The 14,241-nt window shown below is 56.8% G+C and carries 11 protein-coding genes; 3 read left to right on the top strand and 8 right to left on the bottom strand.

All coding sequences use genetic code 11. The features are described 5' to 3' along the window. Positions 1–48 precede the first annotated feature (48 nt). The gene (locus SO156_RS28840; protein ID WP_498537126.1) at positions 49–1,398 is read right to left on the bottom strand and encodes an MBOAT family O-acyltransferase; all 1,350 of its coding nucleotides are present in this window, start codon (positions 1,396–1,398) and stop codon (positions 49–51) included. 134 nt (positions 1,399–1,532) lie between these two features. Beyond that, positions 1,533–3,452, bottom strand: coding sequence for an HAD-IIIC family phosphatase (locus tag SO156_RS28835; protein ID WP_498537125.1), 1,920 nt, complete (start codon positions 3,450–3,452; stop codon positions 1,533–1,535). 224 nt (positions 3,453–3,676) lie between these two features. On the opposite strand from SO156_RS28835, the gene SO156_RS28830 reads away from it, so the two are divergent. Continuing rightward, positions 3,677–4,732, top strand: a complete 1,056-nt coding sequence (locus SO156_RS28830) for a glycosyltransferase family 2 protein (protein ID WP_498537124.1) — start codon at positions 3,677–3,679, stop codon at positions 4,730–4,732. A gap of 16 nt (positions 4,733–4,748) precedes the next feature. Here the strand turns inward: SO156_RS28830 and SO156_RS28825 are convergent, their stop codons facing one another. The 3 genes from SO156_RS28825 to SO156_RS28815 all read right to left on the bottom strand — a co-directional run bounded on the left by SO156_RS28825 (position 4,749) and on the right by SO156_RS28815 (position 8,140). Next, positions 4,749–6,020: a hypothetical protein gene (locus SO156_RS28825; RefSeq protein WP_498537123.1), complete on the bottom strand. Its 1,272-nt coding sequence runs from the start codon at positions 6,018–6,020 to the stop codon at positions 4,749–4,751. Positions 6,021–6,115: 95 nt separating this feature from the next. Beyond that, the gene (locus SO156_RS28820) at positions 6,116–7,285 is read right to left on the bottom strand and encodes a glycosyltransferase (RefSeq protein WP_498537122.1); all 1,170 of its coding nucleotides are present in this window, start codon (positions 7,283–7,285) and stop codon (positions 6,116–6,118) included. Positions 7,286–7,363: 78 nt separating this feature from the next. Further along, positions 7,364–8,140: a glycosyltransferase family 25 protein gene (locus tag SO156_RS28815; protein ID WP_498537121.1), complete on the bottom strand. Its 777-nt coding sequence runs from the start codon at positions 8,138–8,140 to the stop codon at positions 7,364–7,366. Between the two features lie 215 nt (positions 8,141–8,355). Between SO156_RS28815 and SO156_RS28810 the strand changes: the two genes are divergently transcribed. After that, positions 8,356–9,705: a glycoside hydrolase family 16 protein gene (locus SO156_RS28810; protein ID WP_498537120.1), complete on the top strand. Its 1,350-nt coding sequence runs from the start codon at positions 8,356–8,358 to the stop codon at positions 9,703–9,705. Between the two features lie 32 nt (positions 9,706–9,737). Here the strand turns inward: SO156_RS28810 and SO156_RS28805 are convergent, their stop codons facing one another. Beyond that, complete coding sequence (locus tag SO156_RS28805) at positions 9,738–10,331, bottom strand: serine acetyltransferase (protein WP_498537119.1); 594 nt, start codon at positions 10,329–10,331, stop codon at positions 9,738–9,740. A gap of 171 nt (positions 10,332–10,502) precedes the next feature. On the opposite strand from SO156_RS28805, the gene SO156_RS28800 reads away from it, so the two are divergent. Continuing rightward, entirely contained in the window at positions 10,503–11,372 is an 870-nt protein-coding gene (locus tag SO156_RS28800; protein WP_498537118.1) for a glycosyltransferase family 2 protein, read from the top strand. Positions 11,373–11,412: 40 nt separating this feature from the next. On the opposite strand, the gene SO156_RS28795 is transcribed toward SO156_RS28800, so the two are convergent. Together SO156_RS28795 and SO156_RS28790 are read right to left on the bottom strand one after the other, a co-directional pair. Next, on the bottom strand, positions 11,413–12,849 hold the full coding sequence (locus tag SO156_RS28795) for an MOP flippase family protein (protein WP_498537117.1): 1,437 nt from the start codon (positions 12,847–12,849) through the stop codon (positions 11,413–11,415). Between the two features lie 19 nt (positions 12,850–12,868). Beyond that, positions 12,869–14,239 (bottom strand): hypothetical protein, encoded by a 1,371-nt coding sequence (locus SO156_RS28790; protein WP_498537116.1) that lies wholly within the window; start codon positions 14,237–14,239, stop codon positions 12,869–12,871. Positions 14,240–14,241: the final 2 nt, after the last annotated feature.

Genomic DNA, 14,241 nt, shown 5'->3' with positions numbered 1-14,241 from the left:
GCGAATGATGCAAAGGTCAGCGCGGTCTGTCGAAGGATATGTCTCAACTTAGAACGCCTTGTAGACGAAGTCGGGAGACTTATGGAGCAACGTGGTGACCGCGACGATGACCATCATCTGGGTCGCCAGCGTCAGGTTTCGGCCGACAAGGCTGTCGCGCGCGGTTGCCAGAAAGGCTGGCGCGGTCAAGCGGGGAGTGACCTGATCAACGAGCCACCAGAACAGTCCAAACGCAAGCGCAATCCCGGCAAACGCAGCCGACATTCCGGCAGGGCCGAGCCGATCAACCAAACGCGTGAAATCCGACAGTTCGGGCGTCCACAGGCACGTCAGGGCCAGCACGAAATAGCTGGTTGTGACGCCACGCGCAAAATAGATGTAGCCCAAGGTCTCGGTCAGCGTCCTGTAGCGTTTCTTCCCCAGGCGTTCCGCGCACGCGACCTGCCATAGCTTGTTGATGCTCGCGCCAGCACCCATCAGCAATCCGTAGACGACGAACACAGCCGTGGTTCCGTGCCAAACGCCCATCACGAGAAACGTGACGAAAAAAGCGAAAACGCCAAGATAGGCGGTTAGCGCGGGCGCAGGAAAGCAGGACATCAGGAGCATGACGAGCGGATTGAACAGATAGAACTTGAACCACTGCGACAGCGTCATGTGCCAGCGCTGCCAAAATTCTAGGAAGCTCCGTGCCGAGAAGGGTTTGTCGAAGTTCTCCGGCAGGGCCTGGCCAAGTAGCGCCCCGCTGCCAATGACGATGTCCATGTATCCAGAGAAATTATAGTACAAATACACGGTATAGAGCGAAGCGGCCACAGCATAGAGCATGCACAGCTTCACGAATGACGGGTCACCGGCCTGAAGTAGTTGCGGCTTCAGGAACGAGAACGCGTACTCTGCCACAGCGGCAATTATCACAAACTTCGCGTAGCCGGTGACCACTCTTGAAAAGGCCTGGAACACGGTGTCTGCGTCGAGCTTGACAATGGCGATCCCATCTGCGGCGCGAAAGTCCTGATAGCGCTGGATCGGACCGGACACAAAGCACAGAAAATTGCATGTGTAGCGGAAAAACGCGAACGGGCCGATTCGCTCGTCGAGGTCTCCCGATTGGACATCGACCATCATGTGGAGGATTCGGAATAGAATATAGGAAAGTCCGATCGTTAGGTAAGGAAAGGAGAGATGACCAAGGTTATCGAAGAATGAGAACCGCTTCAGGAAGACGTAGCAGGCCAGAACGCCGAGGACACCGAGCCCCAGCGCGAGCGATGACTTCCAGACGGAAAGAATCGAGACGCACGCATAGCCCAAGAGCAGGAAGGCGAGCAGGGGCAAAGCCTGCGTGTAGTCGGTGAGATAGCTGCCGATGAAGATGGCATTGCCAAGCCCGAGCACCAGCCTGCGATAGGAAACGGACTCGCTGATGTGATAGGCGAGAACGACTCCAGCGAGGAATGCGAAAAACAGTGGAGATGTAAGGCTCATTGACGATCAGCTCAGGTGCACTGGCTTGCAGGAAAACGATTGGCTCAAGCAGGCAGTAGCTGCGGTTGTTGGCGCTCAACTGTCATTGGCAGGTCGCCGATCTTTGCATCGGCTTTCAACTCCCATCGGCCGCTACCATCGGAGCCGGCGTCGATCCGCGTAAAACCTAGCTTTCCATAATGCTCACGGACCATCTCGTTTCGCTCGGTTGGAAGATAAACGCCTTCCAAGGTCGAGATGCCCGCGACGCGCGCACGAAACAGGATTTCTGCAAGCACCGCTTGTTCGACGCACCGTCCCAGCACCCGACAGCTCATCAGCCAGGTATCTATGGTCCAGGTGCCCGGACGGGAGGGCCGGCAGATGACGACGCAAATGATCCCATTGTCGCCGAACTTGTCGAACAGTCGCACATGCAGCGTCATTGCATCGCCGTCGTGCTCGAGTTGTTCGATCTGGGACTCGGTATAGCGGCGAGTAGTCAGATTGAACTGGTTGCTCTTGTTGATCAGTTGTGTGACGCGCGACCTGGTCGTGCGGTCGAAGGAGCCGAATACGATGCGCATCTCCAGCGACCGCAGGTAGGACTGAAGGTCCGAAGTCTGGCCCTGCAAACTCAATCGGCGGGCGTTTGCCTGATACATGTCAGCACGCGCGCGATCTTCCTCAGAAAAGCCGATCGCTTCGAAATAACCGGCCGCTGCGAGGGTGCGCGCATAGCCGGCGGGGTCGCTCTCTAGTTCGGGGACCGCCACTTCAGGAATCTCCCGGCGGATCAGGCCGCGTTCGACCGGATTGTCATCGAGGAAAACGAAGGAATCGAGACCCAACGCCAGTTCTTTTGCGATCGCACGGATGTTGGTCGCCTTGTCATCCCAATTGGCCTGGAATACGGCGATGTGATCCTCCTTTAGGAGCATATCCGGGTGTTCTTTGAAGGGACGCCGTGCGATCGCATCCGTATTCTTCGAACTCACGGCCAGAACAACGCCGCGCGCGCGCAAGGCTAGGGCAAGCTGCTGAACCGACAAAAACGCCTCACCCGTCGCGTCGCCTTGCGCGATCTGGATTCCCTCGAGTCCATCATCGCCGATGACTCCCCCCCAAACCGTGTTGTCGAGGTCGAGCACGAGACACCGGCGACTCTTGCCGCGCATGGCGCCAATGATTCGGCAAACGTGCTCCGCGTAGAGCGGAACGTAGTCATCGGAAAATGGTAATTTTGCCAGATTCCACTGCGCGGGCGAATGCCAGTCTGCGAGACCTGCTGTTTCCGCAATGCCGGCGACGTCAAGGAGCAGGTCGGTTGATAGGAGGACCGCCTCGCAGACCTTCTGGTTGAAGCGATCAACGAGGTTTCTGGCCGTTCCGCTCAGTGCGCGGTCGAACGAGCCGAACAGTCCCTCGGGAGGAGCCGCAAGAGTTTGCAGAATGCACACCGCGCCGCTGTTGCGCGCGATGGCTGCACGAATAGTGTCGAGAAGACCGGCGGCCGCATCCACGGTCTGAGAGGCAGCCTGTTCGTTGCCCGGGCTCGGCTGAAGCGCAAGTCCCCGGTGATCGAGCGCAACTAGGACCGCATCCGGTCGGGATCTGTTGAGAGCCGAATCCGGCTGCAGGGCGTCTTGCAGGAATTGATCATAAGCGCCGGTGATGCATTCGAGGGCAAAGCCGTGGCGTGCAGCCGTGGCGATCAGGACCGGAACCATCAGATCCAGGGTGCCGTTTCCGATCAAGCCAAGCCGAAATGGTACGAGAGGCTTTAGCGAGAGTCCCTGCTCACGAGTGGCTACGATGGCTCTCGCCAGCCGAGAAAGCTGGCGCTCATCCAGAGCGTGCGTTGCCAAAAGCCGGATCTGCCGGCCGAGCTCCGTCCCGGCCTGCGCCAGCTCCTTGCAGCGGGTGGAGAAGTCCTCAGGCGGCATTGGAAGCCAGGCCAGTTCTCGATACAATTCTACAGACAAAGTCGGCTCCAGCTCGTTTTGGCAGCGATTTCCGCAACGTTGCCGTACCTATGGGCGAAAATCCAGCCGATAATGTATGCAAGTTGTTCGAATATAATTCGACAGTTTCATGGCGCCGTCTTCGCCATGTGCTGATGTTGAAATTGAGGCTATACGGAAGATACGGCCGTGGCCGACAAATCCGAACTGAAAGCTCGGATTAACGTTACATATGCGAGGCTCAGTTGGCGCGCGAGTTAACCCTTTCTGTCGTCATTCCGAACTACAACTATGCGAAATACGTGGGAACGGCGATCCAAAGTGCGCTCGACGTTCGTTGGCCGCACGTGGAAGTGATCGTCGTCGACGATGGATCAACCGACAATTCGCTCGAGATCATTTCCGAGTTTGCGGGCAGGATCGTTGTGGTCACACAAGCGAATGCCGGTCAAATGCAGTCATGCGTGAACGGCTTCCGCCGAGCGACCGGGGATGTGATCATCTTCTTGGATTCGGACGATGCCCTGCACCCCAATGTCATGAGAGAAATTGCCGCAGTATGGTCCGACAAAGCGAGCAAGTTCCAGTTCCAAATGCGAACCATTGATTCAGATGGAAATCCAACTGGAAGCATTCTGCCACAATTCTTCGTGACTCCCACGCCGGGGCAGATCCGCGAGTGGGCAACAACAGCCGGCGTCTATCCAACGCCGCCAGGCTCCGGGAACGCCTATTCGCGTTCGGTAGTCGAGCGCGTATTTGATTTCAAGTCCGATTTTGTTGACAGGGCGCCCGACAGTTACCTCGTCACGGCCGCACCCGCCTTCGGCGATGTCATCACGATTCCTAGGGCGCTTGTCGACTACCGCGTCCACGGTGAAAACCACGGTGCGTTCCTAACGCTGGACGATAGTCGCTTCGCCAGAGAAGTTGACGTCACGCGAAGACGGTTCAAGTTTTTCACAGAAGTTGCAGGAAGCGTCGGCCTTCCTGTCGAACCCGAGGCGCTGAGCAGAAACATGCTGTATCTCTGTCTGCGCGCCGCCTCCTATGCGCTGCGGCCGGACAGTCATCCAATTGCAAAAGATGGGGCGGGGCACATCGTTGCCGACAGTTTCCGGGCTCTTGGCTATCCGCAAGGGTTTTCATACGCCCAGCGTACCTCCTTGTTCTTCTGGACCATTTGCGTGTTGTTTGGGCCGGGCAGTCTTTCGCGCTCTCTTGTGAGTTGGCGTTATGCGCCAACCAGCCGTCCTAGGCTGATGAAAACCGCCCTCAGTCTGCTGAGGGTAGTGCGTTAGGTATTGCGAGGTAAGTCTAGGGACCCGAGGTGCGCGGAGGGGCGCTTTGCGCCTTTGGGATCAACGTCAGTAGCCAGATCAACAGTGCGTATCCGGGTTTGAGCAGGAACGAGAACCCTATCCAGCTCACCACAAGGAAGTGGCAGGCCTCCACCCTCAGTGAACTCGAGTACAGGCGAACGATCACCAGGGTCAGGAAGAGGAAGAGCCCGAGCAGGCCATATTCGTAGGTGACCTTGGCCCAGGTCGGATCGGCTACCTCATAGGTAAATCTGGCGACCGCGAGGTCGCGGAAGTAGCTACCCGCCCCGTTGCCCAGCCAAGTCGTTAGGACGCTGTTACCGAAGCTGAATTGCAGCATCTCCCATGGCGCAACGAACCTTGCGTATGCGCTTGTATTCGGTTTTCCGAATTCAGAAAAGCGGCCGAGCCAGAGATTGAGGAAGGGGTCGTCAAGACTGTAGAGCACGAAAATCAAGAGAATGAAGGCGCTGGCGTAGGCGACAAAAGCGGGGGTCCGGCTCCACGTCCGCGGCAACAGCAAGCCGGCAATCACGGCGATCAGTCCCGAGCCGGAGAGCGAGCTAAGCAGGCCCGCGGCAAGCAAAGCAAGGTAGTGCAGCCGCCTTCGAGAGTGAAATTCGATCAGTAGCGCGAGACCTGTAACCAAAGATAAATCGGCCGACTCGCGGAGGAAAAAGCCGTTGGCCTTTATCAGTCCTCCACCTTCACGATAGAAGGTGTAGGATCCGGCGCCCCGTATTTCCTTGGGCAGAACGTAGTAGATGTTGGTCACGATGTCGAGCTTGGTCACGTTGGCCACTACGAGCTGCACCACGGCAACTGCTGCGATAACGCATGCGGCAAGGACATAGGTCTTCAGCACATATTCCACCACCGGAAGAAGGCCGGGGCGGTTCACCAGACGAAACAAAAATGGCGCGTATAGGACGCACAGAAGCAGAAACGAACTCCACGAGGTTGTTGACGTCGCGAACGGTACGCGAAGCGCAGCCAATGCAATGGCGTTGACAAAAATAAACAGGGAAGGAACGCTGACGGCCGCAAACCCGGACACGAGAAGATAGCACGTGATCAGGGCATAGCAGATGAGATCGGAGGCAAGCGGAAATTCTCCGATATTGTATGCGATCTGACCCAGGAACAGGACGGAGACCACTGAGGACCAGACCAAAAGCCGTCCGGTTGAGTTCAGCTCGAGGTCCGCTGGGACGCGTGTGCTCGGGCTTGTTGCCGCGTCCATTGTATTGGCTGTCGTTGCGCTCATTCAGCGTCCGATGATTGTCACGTGGGGCAGACCCTTGCGAGCGATCCATGATGCCGCTCGCTGCACGAGATCGTCACAATACGACGGCTTCTCGGTTACCGAAAGACCGCTTCGAGACGCCGAGTTCCTGCCTCAAGGCCGAAACGGGCGTACAAAAGGTCGAACAATGTAGCCTGACGTTGGTTGAGGGCGGCAAGATCGTCAATATTGCTGGCTACGACGTCCGACAGGTCGCCCAGGTCGTCAGCAAGAAACATCGCTGATTGTTCATCTGCCGAGGTTCCGGCCAGCGCATGGCGCAGACCAAAGATCGGCAGGCGCTCAAACGCGTAGTCGAGGACCTTGAGCTTGAATCCTCCGCCCAGTAAGTCGGGCACCAATCCACCGCGCGAAGAAGCGACAAATGGCGAGAGGTCGTCGACACGGCCGTGAAACGATAAATGTGGACTGAAGCGGTTGAAGCGGTCGCGAAAGTGCTGCGGTACGGCGCCGACAACGTTGAGCAGGATTCCGTTACGCTGGAGACCCGGCAACAGGCTCTCCACGACCAGCTCGAGGTTCCTTTGCTTGGCTACCCATTCGAACGACCCCACCAGGAGCAGCGCGCGGGGGGTTGCGGGGTGTATCTGGCGGGGCCGACTAACATGTCCAAGATAAACCGGAGGAATAACCTGGACGCTCTTTGAGAAGCGCCTGAAGTAAGATGCATCCTCCTCCGAGATGCACGCGACAACGTCCGCTGCTTGCAGAATCCTGTTTTCCAGCTTGCGATACTTTTTGGCATCCAGTCGCATGAGGATTTGCCGCAGCGGGTTGCTGACGCTGCCCGCGATCCGTGGGCGGATATGACCTTCAGCATTATGCGCGACATAGCAGATCGAAGCATGCTTGCGCTTCTGCAGGACGTTTGGAAGCATACCGGAGGAATAGGCATGGTCGATCACGATCCAATCCCAGTCCTGGTCCAGTAACTTTCCCAAAGATACGCGCAGTTCGGGGGTGCTCAGATTGAAAGCATCTCGCGGTAACGGCGAGAGCAGGCTCTTCACACCAGACGAGTGCGCCGGCGACGCATCCACGCAACACATATTGGGCAATCTCAGGATATGGGACCCGACCGGCTCGTCCGTCCTGCGAGTTCCGACAAGGGTGATGGCCGTCTCGTTGGTTTGAGCCAACGCTTTCAGGAGCCCTGCTGAGTAAAGCGCGTCGCCGCTGAACAGCGGTGTCGGCAGGCGGCCGCAAACCCAAAGAAATCTCTTCATTCGCTTCACCTAACTCGCATCGTCGCGCCTCGAACCGCTTGCGCGGAACGCGCTGCCGATCCCCTGCATTCTCTCCGGCTAGAATTCGAGCGGGCGTTGTTCGAACGCCGCGCGGATGATCCTGTCCTGCTGGCGGAGACGCAGGTTCGCTAGGAGACGCCGTACTGCCTCTTTTGATTTCCATACAAACCAGACGACCCTGTCGAAGGCCGAAGGCCGCTTATCGGACTCTGCCTGCTTTTTGATGGAAGAGCCCGTCGTCAACTCGATACACGGAAACGGAAACAGCGCATAGTTGGACAGCTCGTTATGCCAGAATCGGTCCATCTCCCAATCGATGGGTTGCCTGATGGCAGACATGGATTTGATGAGCGACCGGGCTTTATTGGTAGAGATCAGGTAAGCCTGAGTTCCCATCGGAGCCTTCTCAAACCGGATCAATTCTCGTTGTCCCAGCCAGGTCACGTTTCTCAACCGAGGCATGTGCCGCGCATACAATCGGAGGAAGCCGATCTGACCAATCCTGCATAGAGCCATCAGCGCCCGATAGTCGAATCCGGGATCGAGAGCGACGTCATCCTCAATCACCAGCGTCCAAGTCTCCTCGCGCGAGGATGCGATCTGGTCGAGCACTGCGATGTGACTGGCGGCGCAGCCAATTTCTGATCGCGAAAGTGCACGGCCCCAAAAGCGAAGGGACTGAGCCTCGTCATATTGTGGCAGATTTGTCGGAGGTTCGCGGAGGGCGTCGAAATATCGCCATGGAAGGCCGAGAGCGTCCAGATTCGCGCTCACGCGTTCCCTGCGCGGGGAATCGGGAAAGCTGATGACGGTTACGGTGAGGTCGGAATTCATGGAAACGCGCATCGATCTGAAGCATCTTTCTGACGCAGTCCGAGCTTATGGCATGTCGTGCGGATTTCTCCAATCGTGCCGAAGGTGCTTCACGTGAACGAGGTTACGGTAATCAAAGAGCTGCCCGCTTGTTCTGCTTGTGGGGCGCTGCCAATGTGCGGTGCCCGGCAGTCCGCGGCCGTCGATCAGATGTGAATTCAGTGAGCGATCCAAAGATGTTTACCAAGGTGTCGAAACCCTTCTTGGCAGTTCTGATAACGATTTCGGCTTGCTTGCTTACAAAACCGGGGTGGTCGGCCGGATGGGAGCTGGTGTTCTCCGATGAATTCAATGGCGACAAGCTCGACCGGACGAAGTGGGCTACGCGCTATCTCTATAACAACGAAACGATGGATCATTTCAACGACGAAAATCAGCGCTATCGTGACAATCACGTTGTTTCCGGAGGTATGCTTGGTTTGATCGCCAAGAAAATGGAGGGTGCAAACCTCTTCGAGTCGGCAATGATCAGAAGCCATAGAACCTTCTACTATGGTTACTATGAGGCGAGGGTGTACCTGCCCAACGCTAAAGGCGTGTTTCCGGCCTTCTGGCTTGAAGCCGACTACGACATCGATGGCAAGAACTGGCATCCGCCGGAAGCCGATATCTTCGAGTTCGTCATCAACGGGGTTGAGGACAAGGCCAACTCCTTGCATTCTAACGTGGTGGCTCCCTTTAGCGAAACGCAGTACGTCTACGCCGACAGGAGTTTCCTGCTCAAATTTCAGAATATGTACGCGGGCGAGGATCTCAATCTTGGCTGGCACACGGCGGGCTACGTGTGGGCTCCCGATAAGGTCTCATTCTTCTGGGACGGCAAGCTGATCTACACGCGAAACTACCAGTGGCTGCGCAAGGACGGCCGGCTGGGACCACCCGCGCATGTCGATCTCAATTTCGCGGTCGGCGGCAGCAAATGGGCGGGGCGGCACGGCATTGACGAGGCCGCGTTTCCGCAGGCCTTCAAGATCGACTACGTCCGCGTCTGCCAGTTCACCAGTTCAGACAAGGGGGCTCGCCAATGTGGCCCCAGTGAGGTAACGCCCGATCCCAAGGAATTTGGCTATTCGACGACGATCAACGATATGCCGAAGCCGACATTCTTGACTGTCAGCAAGGTGGGCGGCAAGCAGGTCAGCGCCGGGGTCGCATCGTTTGGCGCAGCCGATCCCGTGACAGTGGAAGTTCCGATCAAGCTGCCGGACGACTATGCCGCGAACAGGACGCTACAAGCTTGGGTCGTTGATGAGACGACCGGCGCCACCCTGACAACCGCCAGCGCGAAGCTGGAGCCTGCGGCGCTGAAGAAGCGATCTGACGGCGCTAGCATCGTGGATCTCTCGTTGCCCGTCATCCCGCGCGCTGGATCCTATGTTCTGGTCGCAAAGCTTGTGTCTGAGGTCAGCGGCGACAAGGGCGCACGATATGTCGCGCCCAGCCCAGTGGAGTGCAGCACTAAGGTAGTTCAGCCGGCCAAGGCGCTGTCCTGCCGACTGGTCTCATTTAGAGTGCAGGGGCGATGATGCACGGCTTTAACAACCGGTGATATTCCCGATCACAGTCTCGCTCGGCAGGCCTGCCCATTCTGACGAACGATGTATGCGGGGGCGCCGACCACCACGGAGTTCGGCGGCACGCTCTTGGTCACGACGGCGCCTGCCCCAATGACGGCATTGTCGCCCACTGTCAGGTCGCCGATCACCTTGGCTCCGGCCCGGATGCTTACATTGTCTCCGATGATTGGCGCGCAGTCAGGGCCGTGGAAGCCAACCGTCACCTGCTGATTGATGAAGCAATTCCGGCCGATTGACTTGGCGTGAACAATGGTTGCGAACCCATGCTGGAAGTACAATCCCGGCCCGATGTCAGGCGTGTTGATGTAAAGCGCCGGCGCACCGCCGCCCGTAAGCCAGCGAAGTGCCTTGGCGGCAGGCATCCTGTAATACAGGAGGCTCCTGAATTCCTCGGAAGTCATTAGGGCGCAAAAGGCGCCAGCCCCACGCCGTTTGATCCCCCGCAGTTCACGCCATCGCGCGATGTCGACATCGAGGATCGAGCGCGCCGATGAAACCCGGGAGAGCAGGTAGACAGGCATCCAGCGAGCTACTTTTAGAAGGAGAAGGCTGGATCGGATGGTGTTCTTTGTCATTAGCGCGAAGCTCTCGTGAACGGCTTGCCAACCCGCGCCCAGTAGCCCAACCGATTCCGGCAAGAGCGGTTCCTCGACCATTGATTTTTGAGCCGTTGCTGATCGAACCTCACGCGTATAGATAGGATCGACTTTCCCTTGGAAGCCGCGGGCTACAGAGCACTTTTGTCGATGTCGCAACAGACCAAGTCAGTTTCAGTCGTTATCCCGGTCTACAATTGCCCGGATCGGATCGAAGGCGCTGTCCGCAGCGCTCTCGATCAGCATCCGAAGCCGATTGAAATTATCGTGGTTGACGATGCGTCCACCGATCCGATCGACGCTGCCGCGGTGACTGCCATCGATCCCTGCGTGCGCATTATTCGTCATGAGGTCAATCGGGGAGGAGGCGTCGCACGCAACACAGGAATTGATGCCGCGCAGGGCGACTTGGTGGCTCTGCTCGACGCCGACGATCGCTGGCTGCCGGGTAAGCTGGAGAAGCAACTGTCGCAGTTACGGGATCAGCCCGAGAACGTGTTTGCGTGCGGCAACATCTCGATCGATCGCGGTGAGCGGGAACAAAAGCTGTACAACTGGCGTCCGCCACACGAGGGGGAGGACATCAGTAGATATTTTCTGGTCCACTTCTGCACCTTCCAGACCTCCACTCTCGTCGTTCCGGCAAAGCTCGCAAAGGCCGTTCGCTTCGATGACAGGCTGAGGCGGCACCAGGACTGGGACTTCATCTTCCGGCTGATCAAGAGCGGCGCGCGCTTCGCGTACTGTCACGAACCGCTGGTCACTTACTGGGATGGCGCCCAGGCTGGACGTGTCTCCCAGCAGAAGTCGATACAACCTGCGCTGGTTTGGCTGGACGTTGCCAAGGGATTGATGGCGCCCGATGCGGCGACGGCGTTCTATTTCCGAACCACGTTTCGACGCCATTTTGCCGAGCAGCCGCTGAAAGCATTTCTGATGGCACTGAAGATGGGGCTTGGCGACCGCCGGTCCGTGGCTTGGATGTTGAAGCGGATACCCGGGCTAAGGATCGCTCCGTAATCGTTCGTCCTACCGGTATTTTCCGCGCTGAATTTCCAAGCTATCGAGCAAAAATAAGACGCGTGAGTTGGAAGAAGGTCCTATCCCTCGTCAGCAAGCAAAGTCCCAGAAACGTGCTGGCTCCAATTGCAAAACCGCAAGCGAGTCTCACGGAATGTGGAAAGCTGTGCAATGGGCCGTAATCAAGACCGTACACGATGATCCCCATTATCAGGGCCATTGCTGAACTGCTCGCCACATGCCTTAGAACCTGCTGCATTGGCAGGTCAATGAAACTGCCAGCGAGCCGCAGATTTTGCCATGCCGAAAACAGCGTCCACAACGCGTATGCATATGCTACGCCTTTGATTCCAAACTGAATCCCGATTGCCACCGTCGCCAAAAAGGCAACGCCGAGTATGATGCTGAGCTGGAACTGTTCCTTAGTTTTGCCTAGGGCGGTAAAAATCCATCCGACCGGGAACACGATTGACTGCAATATCGCAACAAGGCTCAAGATCTGCAAAATCGGAACAACTTCGTTCCATTGGGGCCCCAATAGAAAGAGCACCAGAGGTTCGCACAGCGCGGCAACCCCCGTCATAAGCGGAAACATAACAAGAGCAATGGCCTGGATTGCGGCGAGGTAGGAACTCCTGAATCGAGGAAGATCATTTTGAAGTTGAGCCAGCGCCGGAAACATTACTTGACCGAGCACCGCTCCGATGTTGTTGAGTGGCAACAACATCAAGCTGTAGGCTCGGGTGTAAATACCGAGATCGTGCGCGCCAATAATCTTGCCTATGACGAGCTTATCCCCGTTTCGCAGCCAGTAATTGATGGATGTGTGACCCAATAGGTATAATCCGTAACGTCCAAGTGTCTTAGCCGCCCGACCATCGAAGCTGAAACGGGGGCTCCAGCCAGATTGAAGCCAGAGCAAAAGGGTGGTGGCGGCAGGGGCGAGCAGGCCTTGCCATGCCAAAGCCCACACACCGTAGCCTTGCCAGGCAAGGAGAACGGCTACGGCACCAGAAGCAACAGCTGATGCAATGTTGACCATGGCGAGTTGTTTGAAGCGCAGCTGCTTTGAGAGCAAGGCTGAGTGCGTCTGCCCCAGCGCTTGGACTACAAAGATAAACGATATGAACTGCGACAGCGGCTCAAGCACCGCCATTCCATAGAAACGACTTATATAACCTCCAGCGAAGAAGAAGACTGCGGTGAGAAGCGCACCCACTCCAAGCTGAAGCCAAAAGACAGTCGAAAAGTGGAGATCATCGGCCTTTTGATCATAGATCAAGGCAGAGCTCAAACCTGCGTCGCTAAGCGCAAGAGCAAATCCGGTAACGACAAAAAGCATTCCGACAACACCAAAGTCACTCGGACTCAGTAGTCGCGCCAGCGCGAGTTGAAATGCGAACTGAAACGCTTGAGTAATAATCCGCGATGCCAGACTCCAAGACAATCCACGAGCAATGCGTCCACTCAGATTCATTTTGGTCCCGTACTTGGGGCTAAGCTTCGATCGTGATCGTTTCGTGGGCGCAATCGATGACCACCCGCTTCCCGTTCAGCAGGGTGATGGTATCTTTACCTTCGGAAGCCATTCCTGATCTTGCTGCTCGTGTGATCACTGGATCATACCCAAGCAAAGCGGCGGTTGGTGGCAGCTTCCTTTTGATCTGAAAATAGCCCGTCATCCACTCTTGGGGAACGGTCTGTTTGTCACGCCTCCCAAGTCTCGCGATAATCACCTCGCATAGTAGAACTGGCCTTGTGTTTGCGGCCGTCTCTGCGATTAGGTACTTCCAATACGGGCCGCGAAGACAATAGCTGAGCCCTTCATCGACCAACCTATCGCAAGTATCGATCAACTCGTCATCTTGTGGTAGGCCTGACTGGGTCGCCTCCGAGACAAATCGGCTGAGGTCATACAGGTTTACGAGGTGATACTCGAAGCCAGTCCCGGGCAGAGACAAGTCGCGTTCGGTGTATCCGTCCGGGAACACGAAAGATGGCAGCAGCGATCGGATTCGTTTCCTTACCGGGAAGTATTTCCCGCGGATAACTGATCTGACGGCGCGATTTAGAAACTTGTCCGAAGCGTAGGTTCGAAATAGAATGTCTCTTGCAAGCGAATCCAACCAAGCGAATCCTCTCCACGCGAGGCTTGACGGACACGCCAGCACCTCTTTCAGCGCGGAAATGCCGTCTTGGAGGACAGATGCAAATGTGTCCCGATCTGCCAGACTCATTTCCACGCGCCGTAACACGTGCATGACCGTCACGAGCGTGTCAACGTGCGTGTTCAAAACCATGCAGTTTCGCGCAGATGAGCCGTACGCATGATTCTTTCTAGGGTGAAGCGGATGCGGTTCGGGCTGTTGCAGCTCGAAGGAGTCGTGCAGGAACCACATTCCGCGGTTCAGTCTTTCTGAGAACTCCAAGTGGCGTTTCAGGGCGTTGACAACAAGGGATGAGTCGACGCCGAGTCTGTCAATGTGCGCTTCCGCCAACAGGCGGATGGCTGCCGCAGTGAAGCGCATGTGGATCTCATTCGGCGATCTGGTCCATGCAGGATGACTCCAAAATCCGCCGCACTCTGCCATCCGCCTTATGGTCGCCTGAACGAGAAACCTACGTTGCCCCTCATATGCGGCCCCGTCCTTCTCAAGCGACTTGAGGGCGAGATAGAGACTGTAGGCATCCATCTCCATCGGAGTATTGTTGCGTCTATCAATGCAAATGCCTGACCTGACGAACAGTCCAATTTCGTTTGGAAGCAGCGCGCTGAGAAACGAGCCAACAATCGAGACTCGCGTGGCGTTCGTCGATTGGGCGTCTTCACTGTCGTCTCTAGCGATAGTGGAGGCGTTATTCTGCAAGG

The organism is Bradyrhizobium sp. UFLA05-125, from assembly GCF_059803515.1.
The sequence above is the reverse complement of the archived record's forward strand: the minus strand, read 5'-3'. Positions and strand labels throughout refer to the sequence as shown.